Origin of the sequence: Streptomyces sp. NPDC057249, from assembly GCF_042669245.1 — a bacterium.
Taxonomy (GTDB): domain Bacteria; phylum Actinomycetota; class Actinomycetes; order Streptomycetales; family Streptomycetaceae; genus Streptomyces.
Genome location: NZ_JBHUXS010000012.1, coordinates 94,918 through 108,626, shown reverse-complemented (window position 1 = coordinate 108,626; position 13,709 = coordinate 94,918). Strand labels below are relative to the sequence as shown.

General features: G+C 67.5%; 16 protein-coding genes and 3 pseudogenes. 7 read left to right on the top strand and 12 right to left on the bottom strand.

Translation table 11 applies throughout. The annotated features are described in order from the left end of the window. Window positions 1-84: 84 nt before the first annotated feature. The 3 genes from ACFUJY_RS22700 to ACFUJY_RS22690 form a co-directional block, all read right to left on the bottom strand. Complete coding sequence (locus ACFUJY_RS22700; protein WP_383302454.1) at window positions 85-1,554, bottom strand: hypothetical protein; 1,470 nt, start codon at window positions 1,552-1,554, stop codon at window positions 85-87. Further along, complete coding sequence (locus ACFUJY_RS22695) at window positions 1,517-2,308, bottom strand: DUF4145 domain-containing protein (protein WP_383302451.1); 792 nt, start codon at window positions 2,306-2,308, stop codon at window positions 1,517-1,519. Before ACFUJY_RS22695 ends, ACFUJY_RS22700 begins: the two co-directional genes overlap by 38 nt. Window positions 2,309-2,634: 326 nt before the next feature. Then, window positions 2,635-3,048 carry a DUF3592 domain-containing protein gene (locus tag ACFUJY_RS22690; protein ID WP_383302448.1) on the bottom strand — a complete coding sequence of 138 codons (414 nt, stop codon included), beginning with the start codon at window positions 3,046-3,048 and terminating at the stop codon, window positions 2,635-2,637. Between the two features lie 134 nt (window positions 3,049-3,182). Between ACFUJY_RS22690 and ACFUJY_RS22685 the strand changes: the two are divergent. Beyond that, window positions 3,183-4,558: pseudogene (locus ACFUJY_RS22685) on the top strand (IS1380 family transposase). Window positions 4,559-5,370: 812 nt separating this feature from the next. Continuing rightward, complete coding sequence (locus tag ACFUJY_RS22680) at window positions 5,371-5,556, top strand: hypothetical protein (RefSeq protein WP_383302445.1); 186 nt, start codon at window positions 5,371-5,373, stop codon at window positions 5,554-5,556. A gap of 134 nt (window positions 5,557-5,690) precedes the next feature. Here ACFUJY_RS22680 and ACFUJY_RS22675 read toward each other — a convergent pair whose 3' ends face one another. Beyond that, window positions 5,691-6,161: an HIT family protein gene (locus ACFUJY_RS22675; protein ID WP_383302719.1), complete on the bottom strand. Its 471-nt coding sequence runs from the start codon at window positions 6,159-6,161 to the stop codon at window positions 5,691-5,693. Window positions 6,162-6,230: 69 nt separating this feature from the next. On the opposite strand from ACFUJY_RS22675, the gene ACFUJY_RS22670 reads away from it, so the two are divergent. After that, window positions 6,231-6,506: a hypothetical protein gene (locus tag ACFUJY_RS22670; protein WP_383302443.1), complete on the top strand. Its 276-nt coding sequence runs from the start codon at window positions 6,231-6,233 to the stop codon at window positions 6,504-6,506. 16 nt (window positions 6,507-6,522) lie between these two features. On the opposite strand, the gene ACFUJY_RS22665 is transcribed toward ACFUJY_RS22670, so the two are convergent. The 3 genes from ACFUJY_RS22665 to ACFUJY_RS22655 all read right to left on the bottom strand — a co-directional run bounded on the left by ACFUJY_RS22665 (window position 6,523) and on the right by ACFUJY_RS22655 (window position 8,435). Then, window positions 6,523-7,593 (bottom strand): questin oxidase family protein, encoded by a 1,071-nt coding sequence (locus ACFUJY_RS22665; RefSeq protein WP_383302440.1) that lies wholly within the window; start codon window positions 7,591-7,593, stop codon window positions 6,523-6,525. A 210-nt stretch (window positions 7,594-7,803) separates the two neighbouring features. Next, window positions 7,804-8,019, bottom strand: coding sequence for a heavy-metal-associated domain-containing protein (locus tag ACFUJY_RS22660; protein WP_383302437.1), 216 nt, complete (start codon window positions 8,017-8,019; stop codon window positions 7,804-7,806). Further along, window positions 8,016-8,435 (bottom strand): nuclear transport factor 2 family protein, encoded by a 420-nt coding sequence (locus tag ACFUJY_RS22655; protein WP_383302435.1) that lies wholly within the window; start codon window positions 8,433-8,435, stop codon window positions 8,016-8,018. Before ACFUJY_RS22655 ends, ACFUJY_RS22660 begins: the two co-directional genes overlap by 4 nt. Window positions 8,436-8,520: 85 nt before the next feature. On the opposite strand from ACFUJY_RS22655, the gene ACFUJY_RS22650 reads away from it, so the two are divergent. After that, on the top strand, window positions 8,521-9,129 hold the full coding sequence (locus ACFUJY_RS22650) for a TetR/AcrR family transcriptional regulator (protein WP_383302433.1): 609 nt from the start codon (window positions 8,521-8,523) through the stop codon (window positions 9,127-9,129). Here the strand turns inward: ACFUJY_RS22650 and ACFUJY_RS22645 are convergent. Together ACFUJY_RS22645 and ACFUJY_RS22640 are read right to left on the bottom strand one after the other, a co-directional pair. Then, on the bottom strand, window positions 9,126-9,545 hold the full coding sequence (locus ACFUJY_RS22645; protein WP_383302430.1) for a hypothetical protein: 420 nt from the start codon (window positions 9,543-9,545) through the stop codon (window positions 9,126-9,128). The genes ACFUJY_RS22650 and ACFUJY_RS22645 overlap by 4 nt on opposite strands. Before the next feature lie 116 nt (window positions 9,546-9,661). After that, on the bottom strand, window positions 9,662-9,910 hold the full coding sequence (locus ACFUJY_RS22640) for a hypothetical protein (RefSeq protein ID WP_383302428.1): 249 nt from the start codon (window positions 9,908-9,910) through the stop codon (window positions 9,662-9,664). Here ACFUJY_RS22640 and ACFUJY_RS22635 point away from each other — a divergent pair. Then, on the top strand, window positions 9,903-10,112 hold the full coding sequence (locus ACFUJY_RS22635) for a hypothetical protein (RefSeq protein ID WP_383302425.1): 210 nt from the start codon (window positions 9,903-9,905) through the stop codon (window positions 10,110-10,112). The genes ACFUJY_RS22640 and ACFUJY_RS22635 overlap by 8 nt on opposite strands. Here ACFUJY_RS22635 and ACFUJY_RS22630 read toward each other — a convergent pair. Continuing rightward, window positions 10,102-10,992 (bottom strand): annotated as a pseudogene (locus ACFUJY_RS22630) (transposase); the annotation flags it as partial. The gene ACFUJY_RS22635 and the pseudogene ACFUJY_RS22630 sit on opposite strands and share 11 nt — an antisense overlap. A 10-nt stretch (window positions 10,993-11,002) precedes the next feature. Here ACFUJY_RS22630 and ACFUJY_RS22625 point away from each other — a divergent pair. Next, on the top strand, window positions 11,003-11,434 hold the full coding sequence (locus tag ACFUJY_RS22625) for a hypothetical protein (RefSeq protein ID WP_383302422.1): 432 nt from the start codon (window positions 11,003-11,005) through the stop codon (window positions 11,432-11,434). A 13-nt stretch (window positions 11,435-11,447) separates the two neighbouring features. Here ACFUJY_RS22625 and ACFUJY_RS22620 read toward each other — a convergent pair. Beyond that, window positions 11,448-12,323 (bottom strand): annotated as a pseudogene (locus tag ACFUJY_RS22620) (IS5 family transposase). Continuing rightward, complete coding sequence (locus ACFUJY_RS22615; protein ID WP_383302419.1) at window positions 12,298-13,035, bottom strand: hypothetical protein; 738 nt, start codon at window positions 13,033-13,035, stop codon at window positions 12,298-12,300. The pseudogene ACFUJY_RS22620 and the gene ACFUJY_RS22615 overlap by 26 nt, the downstream one beginning before the upstream one ends. A gap of 230 nt (window positions 13,036-13,265) precedes the next feature. Between ACFUJY_RS22615 and ACFUJY_RS22610 the strand changes: the two genes are divergently transcribed. Beyond that, window positions 13,266-13,547, top strand: coding sequence for a hypothetical protein (locus ACFUJY_RS22610; RefSeq protein WP_383302416.1), 282 nt, complete (start codon window positions 13,266-13,268; stop codon window positions 13,545-13,547). The last annotated feature ends 162 nt before the right edge of the window (window positions 13,548-13,709 follow it).

Sequence of the window (13,709 nt, the reverse complement as noted above, 5' to 3'; positions counted from 1 at the left end):
GGTGGGCGTGGATCCGGTCGTCGGGGCGGTGCTGACGGCCGCTCCACGAAGCAACTCCTCGCAGATCAGAAGGAGTCTTGCAGCTCAGTAGAGCCCGATCGCGTCCACGATGATGGCCGGCCTGGCGATATGGGAGTGGACATCCTCAGCTGGGAGGTCTAGATCAAAGTGGCTGACCAACTCTCGTACGTGATCGTCTACGTCAAGCATCATGAAGCGCCGCATCATGTGTTCCCGATCGTGGAGGAGCCACTGTTCGGCGCTGAGGTAACCGTCACTGCCTCCTGGAATCAACCTGCTGACGGTCCCCAGGACACGGAGTTCTCCTTCGATACGGTTCGCTGAAGCCTCGCCCAGGAAGTGGTCCGGCGGCACATTGATGTAGACCTTCTGCGGCAAGTTCGACCCGGTCAGCTCCAGGAGGATGGGGATGGGCAGGAGCTCGTTCCGGAGGTACACCTGCTGCAACTGCTCGGCGAATGGCAAGTCGTCAAGCTCGAGAGTGCGCAGGCTTTCCAGGTCTGCCTCTACGGTGTCCATCAGCCGACGAAGGATGAAGAACATCTTTCCTGCCAGGCTGGCTGCGGTGATTCTCGTCGTTCCCTCGATCTGCACCAGGTCATCCCGGACAAGGGGGGTTTCGCCGTCTGGGTCAACTTTGACCGCGCCAGCGTCGTTGATCAACGCGTCGATCAGCTTGCTGAAGGTGGCCTTCTGTCTGGGTTCGAGGCTGTAGGTGGACTGGAACTCAACATCGGTCCCCTTGGAGCCTTCGAGCGCAAACCCACCCATGCCGACCTTACCGCCGCCGGTCTGCCTCCGGATGGATTTCTCGACGATCTCGGCTTGCCGAGGGATGTCGAGTTCGTAGTACTCCGCCTGCGAGAGGAGGGTCTCAGTATCGAGGTAGATCGGTGACCGCAGTGCCATGCACACAAGTGTCTCAGTCCCCTCTGACACTCCGCCCCGTGCGTGCTGTGGTGCGATCAGTGGAGCACAGCGTACGACCGAGCCGACGGTCGCGCGCGCCGGCACCGAGGGAGCCGGTGCGGTCGTGAGGGCACCACCACAGTCGTACAGCCGAGCAGGCGGCACCGGAGTGCCTGGCGAACTTGAGCATAACCAGTGGATTGAGGAGTGCTTCGAGGAGAGGGGCGGGCGCAGGTACGTCCCGTGCTCCTCCCAGTGCTGCCCTACTTTGTGAGGGCGACGTTCGACCCAGTACCTCGGGTTTTGGGCGTAGCTCTCGATACAGCTGGCATCGGATGCTCCGGCCGGCATCTCCTTGAAGTCCGCGACCGGGATGGTCTCAAGCTGCCACCTGACCTGGCGCAGGTCGAGGCCGCCGTAGTCGTGCACGAAGGCGCCGTTGTCTCCGTGATCGAAGAGAAACTGCTTGAGGACGTCGTCCGGCCAGTGCAGCGATGCCAGTGCAAGGTCGGCTCGGAAGCGAGTGGCTCCGACAGCGTCGCCGCGACCCGACGTGGCGGCTGGAACTCGCGGCGTCTGTGCTGTTTCATGCCCCAGTGCGTGCCTGACGGTGACGTTGTTCACGTGCTGCACGGTAGGCGGCGCGCTGTTCGGGCTGAACGTAGACGACGAATACGGCTTCTTGGATCAGTGAAGCCACATCGTCTACCTCCTCGTAGGAGAAGGCCAGTCCGTCGTGCAGACTCCAGTTGCCGAGTGTCCGGGCCTCGTCGAGGTCGCGGACGACGTCTGCCGGTACACCCGTGTTGGGCAGGTCGGCGATTTTTTGCTTGAGGTTTGAGCCCCTGGCCCCGCGGTCCTTGCACAGCTCTTCAACAGCCGCTCGGTATATCGCGGCCGCTGCCCGCAGCGCGCCGGCTTCCTGGCACCTGGTGCCTTCGTCGAAGAGGTCGCGGACTTCCTGCGGAGCCGCTTGGTCCAGGGTCTGCGTCGACCGCCGAGGATGCACCAGGACCAGGAACCGAGGCTTGGATGCCCTGTTCTTGATAGCTGTGGCGATGGCCTCGTGATCGTCACCTGCGGGCGGGCCTCGGCCCCAGTGCTGATGCACAACGGCAGTTTTCCTGCACCTCTGGCAGACCAGGATGTGCTCGACAACGCGGAAAACGTCGTCCTTGGGACGCGGCTCCGGGATGGTGCTGGTGCCGTTGAAATCTGCACCTGAGCGGGCGGCGCCGAAGGGCCTTTCCTTCAAGGCCGGCCAGACATCACGTCGGCTGACATGGTCGAACGCCACGTTCAGCTTGCAGTTCGGACACTCACCGGCCGGAGTTCGGGTGTCTACGTCATCGATCGTGACACGGTTGCGCTCACTCATTGCCCAAGCCTTTCATCTGATTGATCGGCCGCGCTCGTAATTTGCCTGGTCGCCTCGGCTGCTGCGGCGCCTCTAGCCTCGCGCTTTCACGAGGTGAGCTGTCCGGCACGTGATTGAGAACGTGGAAATCGCTCCTGAACTGCAGAGATGGGACTTGTCGAGGGTCCTGATCGTGCCGTGGAAAGAAGCACTCCACAGATGAAGAGGCGTCCCGGGGCGGAACCGCCCTGTCCGTATTGAGGACAGTTGTCGGAAAACCGCCAGCCACTCCCAACGCCGGAGACGGCCCACCGAAGGAGCTGACGGGCCGTCATGCATGACCGAAGCTAGCCGCCAACAATCCAATACAGCAGTCCGAGACCAGGAACACCGAGCAGCAGGGCCAGAGTCGACAGTATGTAGGCCATGCCGTACCCGATCGGCGGCACCTCGGCGTTCTGGGGCCGACGTGGGTCGTAGACGACGTCGACCGGCTCTCCTATCCGCGCGCACGCAACGGCCGCTGGCTGGCTCAGGCATGTGAACTTCTCACCCGACGCGGCCTCATATCTCACGATCACGGCTACGCCGTCCTTGGCGAACGTGTGCCTGACACAGACTCCCGTGACCCGAACTCCCCTCACACGCACGGCGAACGCCCGTTGAGCCATAAAGGCCAGGACCCCGGAGCCACCCAGCAGCACGAGGGTGTGGGGGAGGAAGTAGGCCGAGCCCGAAGCAGCGAGGTACGCAGATGCCATACGCCCATCTAACCTCGTCTTCTCACGAGGTGGGGTGTCCGAGGCTTGATCAAATAAGCGGAAAGCGCCCCTGACCTGCAATGATGAGACGTGTCGAGGGTCCTGTTGGTTGCGTGGGAAGAAGCACTCTCCAGGTGAAGAAGCGCATCGGGTCGTACCCGTGTGTCCGCGTCGAGGGCGGCGGCCGGGCGGTGGTCTCGCAGGCCGGGGGTGTCCTGCTGGTGGAGACCGTCCGCAAGGTCGGCCTGGGCACCGCGATGTCAGCGGCGCTGACGCCGTGGCGGAAGCCGCGGGCGGTGCACGATCCGGGGAAGATCTTGCTGGATGTGGCCCTGGCGGTGGCGCTGGGCGGGGACTGCCTGGCGGATGTCGGCATGCTGCGGGCGGAGCCGGCCGTGTTCGGGCCGGTGGCCTCCGACCCGACGGTCTCCCGCCTGATCGACACCCTCGCCGGCTCCGAGGGGAAGTCACTGGCGGCCATCCGCTCGGCTCGGGTCGAAGCACGTGAGCAGGCTTGGCGGTTGGCCGGCGGCCACGCTCCCGGTGCGGGCGGGTCGGTGACCGTGGACCTCGACGGGGTGCTGGTGGTCGCACACTCGGTCAAGGAGGACGCGGCCCCGACCTGGAAGCGGACCTACGGTCACCACCCGTTGATGGGGTTCGTCGACCACGGACCGGGCGGCACCGGTGAGCCGGTGGCGGCCCTGCTCAGGCCCGGGAACGCCGGCTCGAACACAGCCGCCGACCACATCACCGCCACCCGACTGGCGCTGGCCCAGCTGCCGGCGAAGTACCGGCGCGGGCGCCGGACACTGATCCGCACCGACTCCGCGGGGACACCCACGACTTCGTCGCCTGGCTCGCTCAGCGGGGACGGTGGCTGTCCTACTCGGTCGGCATGGTGATCACCGAGCAGGTCCACCAGCATGTGCTGAAGGTTCCGGCGTCGGCCTGGACGCTGGCCGTCGAGGCGGACGGAGAGATTCGCGACGGCGCCTGGGTCGCCGAACTCACCGGCAACGTTCTGGACGGCTGGCCGAAGGGGATGCGGCTGATCGTCCGGAAGGAACGGCCGCACCCCGGGGCCCAGTTGCGGCTCACGGACGCGGACGGCATGCGGCTGACCTGCTTCGCCACCAACACCGTCGGCCGGCCGATCGCCGAGCTCGAGCTCCGTCACCGGCTGCGAGCGAGGGCCGAGGACCGCATCCGGGCCGCCCGGGCCACCGGCCTGCGGAATCTTCCTCTGCACCGCACCGCCCAGAACCGGATCTGGCTGGAGATCGTGCAGATCGCTCTCGACCTGCTGGCCTGGATGCCGATGCTCTCGCTGACCGGCAGGGCCAGGCTCTGGGAACCCCGCCGTCTGCGGCTCCGCCTGTTCACCACGGCCGGACAGCTCGTCACCACCGGCCGTCGGCGGATCCTCCGCCTGGCACGGCACTGGCCCTGGACCGGTCACATCACCGCAGCCCTCGACCGGCTCACCCAACTGCCCGACCCCGGCTGACCAGCGAAATCACCCGTCCCTACGACAGCACCTCAACACCCGGAGCAGTGGAACCCGGCGCCCTCCCGAGACGACACTCGGGTCCTCGGCCTGCCCAGCCTCAGCCCACAGCAACAAGAACGGTCCACCGACTCCGTCGGCGGACCGTCACGAAACTTCGAGGCTAGAGAGTTTCGTCGCGCTCGGAACCGGCATCGTGACGGCGTAAGCCTCCGAGGCCCTTCCACCCGCCCGTGTCCCACGCCGTCCAGGAGGGCGACCCGGGGCGCGGGCGTCGTGCCGCACGCGAGCCCGGCCGGCTCCCACAGCGGGCGGGCACATCCCGTCCCGTCGCAGTGGAAGCACCGGCCGCCTCCCGGCGAGCCGCGGGCGCCGATGGTGCCGGAGGCGTGCCGGAAGAGCCGGGTGAGTCCGGCGACGTGCGCCGCGTGAACCGGTAGGTCCTGGCGCCTGCTGAGCGTGAGCTCCAGGGCGACGCCGGGCCCGGTGAAGTGAGCATGGGGCAGGTCACCGGTCATCGCGCGGAGCGTCTCGTTCACCTCACGCATCGTCTCCGCGCCGGTCAGCTGCACCCGGGCCGTACGGACGGGAGGTATCTGGCCCCCTTTCGAGAGCGGGAGGGACTAGTTGGGCCCGGGCCGGATGGGCGTCCGGGCCTTCGCCGTTCCTCCGCAGATTTTCTTCCCGGCCGCTGCTGTCCGCCGACTCCTGGATGGCCCCAGGGGGTGAAGGAGCTCTTGCGCTCCAGAACGGAACGTCAGCACCCACAGCGTCCCGCCTGCTCGAACAACCAGCCTCTGGAGGACATTCCCGTGAACGACAACCCCGCGCCGCTCCTGTCCCAGCGCGCCGCGCTCATCCTGTTCATGGCCGTCGTCATCGGCATCGGCATCGGCGTCCTCACCTACTCCTCCGAGCGCTCCCTCGCCAAGGCGACCTTCGCCGGTCTCCTCGCCTCCGGTGCCTCCGTGCCGGTGCTGCACAGCCTGATCGGCTGACCAGGGGGTGGCCAGGAAGGCGCCCTGGCCACCCCCCTCGCGTCGCAGCCGGGCGGGCAGAGGGGCGACGATGCTCGTAGGAGAGCCGTCCCGCCAGTAGCCGTCCCGAACCCGCCCGCGGGCGGCTTGGGAACTCACGCTTCGGCGAGGGCGGCGCGTAGACGTTCCCCCAGGGCCGCTGCTTCCGCGTCCGTGTAGGACAGCATGCCGTTCTCGGTCATCAGAGCGTGGAACTGCTGTTCCCTGTACGGCGTTCCTGGGGGCAGGCCGGCGATGTGCCAGTGAAGGTGCGCGTTGCCCTGCTGGCTGCCCAGGGACAGCAGGTAGGTGCGCTCGGGCTTGAAGACCGCCTCCACCGCGAGCGCCACCTTGCGTACCATCGACATCAGCGCGAGATAGGCGGGTTCCTCAAGGTCGCGGACGGCATGCTCGATGTGGGTCTTGGGAGCCACGAGCACCTTTCCCGGCACGGTGGGATACCGGTCGAGAAAGGCGATGTGCTGGTCGTCCTCGTACACCGTCACGTGCCCGGGCTCGCCCGCCACGAACGCACAGATGAAGCATGGCCCGTTACGCACCCTGGCCTCGTACGCGTCCAGGTGCATGGGGCGCCGATCCGCTGCCACAAGGCTCTCCTCTTCGATTCGGTCGGCCGGGCGTCAGCACGTCAGACGATGACGTGGTCCAGCAAAGCCCACATCCGATCCAGCTGCCCGTGCTCGATCGCCTGCCCGCCGACCTACGGCTCCTGGCTGCACTGGATCGAGGCCGAATTCGCGGCCCTGCGCTACTTCGCACTCAACGGCACCGACCATCGCAGCCACGACGAGCAGAACGCCGCCATCACCCCCTACGTCCGCTGGCGCAACACCCGCGCGGAACCGAAGACGAACTTCGCCCCCGACTCACCCATCCGCGCCTGGACGCATTACCCGGCCAAGGCTGCGTGACGAGCCACTAGCCGCATCAGGGCCGGTCGATGAGCTCGCCAGCCAGGCTGGTCGTGGCGAGAAACGCTGGGTCGCCCGTGCGGTCGTAGGACTCGACTGCGGTGTCGGTGAACTTCAGGACGTGCTCGTCGCCGTGCTCTGCTGCCCGGCACAGCGCATCCTCGCGGGAGAGCTCGGGTAGACGCGCAAGGATCTCCGCTTCTGGTGCCGACTGGGTCGGTGCGTAGGTCGCGATGATCGCCGCTGTGGCAGCCCAGGCAGCTGTCAGGCTCCGCTGCCACAGCTCTGTCGGCAGGGCCGGGAGAACATGTAGGACGGCGTTGGGCGCGGTCGCGGCGTGGACGAGTAGGACCGGAGCTGCATGGCCAAGCCCGAGGTATGCCCTGGCGGCGCTGTCGACCAGCGTCTCCAGCCGTGCGGGGACCTCTTCGGTGGATGCGGCGGGTTGCAGCAGGCGTAGGCTCGCGGTCCAGCCCGGGCTGCGCTCGAGGCGGTCGAGCCGGTGGGCGATGAAGCCCCTTTGGTTGTCCAGCCGGTTGACGGCTGTCACAGCCTGTTGCGGTGTGAGGGAGCCCGTTGGCGTGACCACCCCGGCGAGCTCACGGTAGCGCGCCGTCCAGAACGCCAGTCCGTGCGCCAGCTCGTCGAGCATCGGATGCACCGGCGCGGCAGGAGTGGCGCGGAGGGTTCTGACCGCGTGACCGACCCGGATCACGCCGTGGGTCGAGCCGGCGACGATGCCCGGTAGCAACCTTGGCCACCACTCAGTCAGCACGTCTTGCCAGGAGCGTTCGGAAAGCTCTCGCTGGAAGTAGACCGTCCAGTCCGGCAGCCGTCGTGCCTGGCCGAGCGCCGCGCTCCACCCGTCGGGCTGGATGGGTGCGCCAACGTCGGGAAGCTCCGCCAGCTGGTGAACGTAGCGGTCGAGCCAGCCCTGGACGCCGATGTCCAGCCTGCGTCTGACCATGACCTCTACAGCCATGGGGCCGTGGTTGGTCAACCCGTGGTTGCCCTCCTCGTCTCCGCCGAACTCGGGACCGTATCCGTGCAGTCGCGCGTACGCTGCGGCGAGTTCGTCCGAGTTCACGTGGGGTCTCATGGCAGCCCTCTCGGTGACGGTTATCGGAGGCGGTCCTGGCGTTGCCGCTTGGTGCGAGGGACGCGGTCAGTTCCATACGTGCAGCATTTATGCGCTTTGTCGGACGGATTGACCGGAGGCCGTCAGGCGCCCGGCGTTCGGACACTTCGGCGTGCGGTTCGACGGTGGGTCACTGCCGCGTGGCTGCGGCCCTGGGGTCTACGCGCCTTCGGCAGACAGCTCGTAGCCGGCTTCCTCGATCGCCGCGCGTACGTCCGCGGTGTCCAGCGCTTCATCGCTCGTGATCGCAACCGTGCCGCTGTCGACGTCCACGCTGACAGCCGTGACACCAGCGATGCCTTCGAGCTCTTCGCCAACCGACTCCGCGCAGTGGACGCAGACCATGCCCCTGACGGTGTAGACGCGCTCGGTCACGGTGTCACCGCCTGCTGCCCGCTGTTTGCGTCGGCCCGAAGAGTGCGGGTGGTCATGTGGGCTTGTCTCATACGCCCGTCCGGCGTGAACCGGCCGAAGAAGTAGACCTCGGTGGCGAGGTTCTTGCCGCGTTGCGAGGAGTGCATGGTGTACCGGGCGGCGAGCCGGTCGCCGTCGACGATGGCCTCGTGCACCTCCATGCGCAATGTTGGTCGGTTCTTGCGCACGGGACGGCAATGCGCGATGAGTTTGTCGCGGTCCATCCGGTGACCGTCGGCGATCTCCACGATGTCCGGGGTGTGATAGCGGTCGATGATCGCTGCTGCGTCCTCGTCCGACTGCAGCAACTCCTCGGTCAAGGAGGTGTAGAAGTCCGCGATGAACTGCCCGGGGTCGGTTTTGCCAAGTGGTCGCATGTCGCTCCCGCTGTTGATGTACGGACGCTATCTTTTACGGGCTGTCAAATATACAGCGGCCGAGAATTTTGGCAACATGTAAGAGATGAAGTCACCTCCTGCCCGCAACCGCCGCGCGGACGCCCTTCGCAGCCGGGCCGCCATCCTGGATGCCGCGACCCAGGTCCTCAACGTGGATCCCGACGCCGGTCTGGAGGCCATCGCCGGGGCCGCGGGCGTGACCCGGCCGACGGTCTACGCCCACTTCCCCTCCCGGGAGAAGCTCTTGCTGGCCGTGGTCGAGCGGATCACCGACGAAGCCCTCGCCGCTATGGACGCCGTAGACCTCAACGCCGGCACCGCAACGGAAACGCTGCTCCGCATGATCGACGCCAGCGCCCATGTGACCGAGCGCTACCCCGTACTGCTGCGGATGATCAGCACCCAGCCCGTCAGCGCGGAGACCGACCGCGACCGACACCTGCCCGTCGCTGACCGGATCAGACAGGTGATCGAACAAGGCCAGCAGGCCGGAGAATTCGACGACCGCCTACCCGTTGACTGGCTCGTCGCCTCGACCATCTCGCTCGGGCACACGGCGAGCACGGAGCAGGACGCCGGCCGACTGCCGGCGACAGTGGCCAGAGATGTCCTGCACGCCAGCCTGCTCCGTCTGCTCGGCGCCGCCGAACCAGCCGATGCACCCGCTAGCTAGCCCATCGCTTCTTCGACCAGCGGGACCTGGTGGGGCGCCTCGCGGCGGAAGAGCTGCTGCAGTCGCTCGGCGTCGGCCTCGATGTTCCTGCGCCGGCCAGCCCGCTCATCATGGCCGTCCAGGCGCCAGATCGGCAGCTTGGCGGCCAGTGCGGGCGTCGGTGCCACCGCCAGGATCCGGCGGGCGTCGGCGCGGGCCAGACCGCCCTGCTTGTCCTTGAACGCCTCCGAGAACGCCGGGAAGTACTCACGCAGCAGCGACCGCAGCTGGTGACAACGCCGGACGGGCTTGAGTGCGACCTGTTGGGCAACCGTCGCTGGTCCGCCGACGAACGACCGGCCCGGCCCGGCCCGCCGCGCAGCCCGGCCGGGGAACTGGAGGAAAAGACCCTCTTCCCCGTGGGGAAGACACCTCATGCGGTTAAGCCGTCAAGCCGCAGGATGTCGGTCCCCTCTCACTCCGCGGCCGAGAGGTCATCCTCGGCCGCAGCGGGCGCTCACAAGCTCGTGGTGAGGGAGGCCGGGCGGGTGCTTCACCAGAGGCCGAAGAACCGTGTCCACCAGGTAGGCCGTGCAGCAAAGTTCTCCAGCGCGCTGGGGCCCTCGTAGTCGCTCTCCAACAGTTCCTCGGGGACATTCACGTAGCAGAGATCGGCCAGCGCCCGCTCCACGGTGGCGAGGTCACCGAGGTCCAGCGCCCCCTCCTCGTGGGCCTCAGCCGTGCCGAGGAAAGCCCCAGGATTGTCTGCGCAGACCTCTGCGAGAGAGCCGAACTTGCTCACGCAGACCACGATCCGCGTCCCCCAGCCTGCCGAACTTGAGGCCGACCGACCTGCGGTCGTAACGGAGCGGCCGTTCCAGCCGCTCCGGGTCGTCGAGCTCGCGCAGCAGAACCAGCAGTTCCTTCTCGCTCTTCGCCATCCGCACATTTTGCCGCCCGTCGAACGGGAGCGGAGAGACGGGGCCCTCGTGATCATGCAGTAGCTGTCACTGCTGTCTGGGGCTCTGAGGGGAAGGCGATAGCTTCGTCGAATGGGACACGTGCCAGGAGGCAGTGGTGGAGCTGGCCGAGCATCCGGTTGAACAGGTGCCGCAGGGCCTGGGCATGCCAGTCCCCCGTCTCGCGTCGTCGCCGGTAGTGGGCGTTGGCCCCCTTGGAGTGGGTGAGGGTGGCGAAGGCCCACAGATAGCCGGCGTGGTTGAGCCGGTTGTTCTTCACGAAGCGCCGTCCGACGTACTTGTGCTTGCCGGAGGCTCGGGTGATCGGCGCCGCTCCCGCGTATGCCTTGAGTCCACCGGCGGTAGCGACGCGTTTGCGGTCGTCGCCGATCTCGGCCAGGAGGCGTGCGCCGACTTTGGGGCCGATGCCGGGGAAGCTCGGCATCACTGGTGTGTCGGGGTGGCTCCGGAAGGTCCGCTCGGCCGCCTTCGCGAGCTCGTCGACGGCCTTGCAGACCGCGTTCAGCTGGGCCAACAGCGCCTTGGCCTGGATACCCATGGCTTCCTCCACCGCCGGCAACTGTCGGGCGGCCGACTGCCGGAAAAGCCTCTGGATACGCTCGGCGTCCTCGTCGATGCCGCGCTTTCGGCCGGCGCTGTGCATCATCACCTTGATCTTCCACAGCGGCAGCTCGGCGGCCGCAGTCGGGGTCGGCGCCGCAGCGAGGATCTTCCGCGCATCGGCCCGCGCCAGTCCGCCCGCCTTGTGCCGCCACGCGTCCAGGGCAGCCGGGAAGTACTCGCGCAGCAGCGAGCGGAGCTGATTGGCGACCTGCTGCCGATTCCAGACGGCGTCCTGGTGAGCGCGGGCGAGAACGGCAACGGCCTGGGCTAGGGCGTGTATCGGAAGCGGATCATGCGCATAGGGTGTCGGCATGTCGCTGAGCCACATAGCCCTCTCGTCCGGTCGCTCGATCGAACTCACCGAGCTGCGGATGTCTACGACCTACGGGGGGATGCTGGAGGGCTATCCGTGCCAGCGCATCAACGACATGGCGGTCAGCGGCCTCCTGCGACAAGCCGAGCGTGCGTTCTCCTTCGCGCCGGTTCATCTCGTTCCGCCCTCCCGCGAGTACCCGGACCAGACCGCCGGCGCCTTCGGCCCAGTTGAGGTACTGCCTTCCGTGGCTTGCATCGGTGTCTTCGGCTCGACAGCAGTCGACCCCGAACTCGACGCGGTGCTGCACCGCTCCGCTCTCATCGTGGCCTGGTTCCAGGCCACCCCAGATGTCCCGTCGGGTGAGAACGCTGATCTTGCTCTTCGCAGCATTCGCTGGGAAGAGCTGGCTCGGGACTACGAGCTCTAGGGATACGTGCCAATCACAGCCACTCGTTGATGGCGGCTACGAGGACAGTGGCCTCATAGCGGACGGCGAGCTTGTCGTATCGCGTGGCGACAGCCCGGTGTCTCTTGAGCCGGTTGATCCCGCACTCGACCGCATGGCGCTTGCGGTAGTCGACCGGGTCGAAATGCGGGGGACGGCCGCCGCGGGAACCGAGCTTCTGGCGGTTGCGTGCCTGGTCGGCCTTGTTGGGGATGGTGCAGCGGATTCCGCGGCGGCGCAGGTAGGCGCGGTTTCTACGGGAGGCGTACGCATGTCCGCGCGGACTCGGTTGGGACGGACGCGTGGCCGGCCCGGGCCGATGCGGGGCACTCGGACCTTCTCCAGCACGGGCTCGAACTGCGGCGAGTCCCCGTGCTGCCCGGCCGTAATTACGATCGACAGAGGCCGTTGGCCTTGCTCGACGGCCAAGTGCAGCTTGGTGGTGAACCCGCCGCGCGAACGTCCCAGTCCATGATCTCCGGGCTCGGTGAACACACCGCCCGGCGGTTCCTTCTGCAGATCACCCTGCTTGCGGGCCCCGGCCGCATGCTGATGAGCGCGGCACACTGTGGAGTCGACGCTCAGGTCCCACCTGATCGCCCCCCTTCGCGTCCGCCAGAGACTGGAGCCGCGTGAAGACCCTGTGCCAGATGCCGTCCCGTTGCCACCGGCGGAACAGGTCATAGATCCGACCCCACGGTCCGTACTCGACGGGCACGTCCCGCCACGGAACACCGGTGCGGACCCGGAATCGTATGCCGTCGATCAGCCGTCGCCGGGGCCAGACGGGCGGCCGCCCCAGCTTCCTCCCCTTCGGCAACAACGGCTCCAGCACCGCCCACTGTTCATCCGTGAGATCTCCCCGCCCCATGAACAGCGATCATCCAACGCTCAAGATCCACTTTCGACACACGGCCTAGTTCGGCGAGCAGTGCGGCGTGGGCGAGGACCGGCGCGGTGAGAAGGCTGGCGGCGGCCTCGCGGGGCGCCGGGTCGCGGTAGTGCCCGCGGTGCGCAGCCAGAGCGTGGGCGAGCCAGCCGTCGACGTCGCCCTGGACGTACCCGCCGACTCGCCGGGTCAGCTCGTCACGGACGGCTTCGTCCCCGGTCCGCAGCTTGGTCTGCTCCAGGGTGCCGAGCTCGCGCAGCGCCTGGAGCTCGTCGGCGCGCGATCCGCAATCCGCTGGGCTTCGCGCAGGTCGGTCTCCCGCGCGGCGGCCACCGCGGCGTCGGCTTCGAGCTCCGCCCGGACGACGAAGTCGGCGCCTGGGTCGTAGAGGGTGCCCGCCGGCGCGGCGGGCGAGCAGCTGCTCGATGCGCTCCCACTCCGCCAGCTCGTCCGGGCCGCGTACGTCGTCGGCCAGGTCCTCGTGCCGGGATGCCTGCCGTGCGTCGAACCGGGCGTCATCGAGGGCCGCCGCGACGGCTCCGGCGTCCTTGCCCTTCGCTCGGCGCCGTACGACACGGCGGCCGATCCGGGCCGCGTCGACCCGCTCACGGGGTATGGCAACGCGCGGGGCAAGCGGTCGGCGGGTGCTCTCGCCGGGCGGCCAGAGCCGGGTCATCTTCGGTCTCGCATTCATCGCGCGGATTCGTTCGGGCCGCCGCCAGGGCGCTGTACGGCGGCCCGCAGATCTGAGCCGAAGCAACATAGCCGTCATCAGCAGCAGCCGCTGAACTGCGGTTTTGATTGCATGGAGCACAGTGGTTGTTACATGGGCGGCGCTCTGTCTGTCACCGAGGGTGCGCGAAGCTTGGTGAGTGTCACCGCCTCCGCCGGAACCGCTCCTCCTCGGGTGATGTCTGGGCAGACGTGGCTGATCTTCTGTTCCTTGCTGTGCTCTTTGCTCCCTTCCTGGCGCCCGGGGTTTTCCTGGGCGCTGTCATCGCCTTCGTTCTACGGGTCCGCAAGCAGCGACCGATCCTGGTCGGGCGCCTGCCAACTCTCGCCACCTCCGTCCTGCTGGCGGTCATGGCCGGCGCAACGGCGTTCGGAGCGTACTCGTGGGGCGTGATGTCGGGGTTCTACATCCTGGACCCGGACCAGATGTGCGCGGCGATGGGCGTCCCAGGCGATCATGTGGTGACTCTGTGAACGTTGCCGGTCAGCGCTCAATGCGTCACGCCAGGCGGTGTGGGGACCGAGCTGGTGCCAGGCTGGGTGAATCCTGTGATCTTTGCAGGCCTCGCACTGCTGCTACTGGCCCTCATCACAGCATTCCTCGCAGCGGTGCGCCGACGCCCTTCCCCGGGGTGA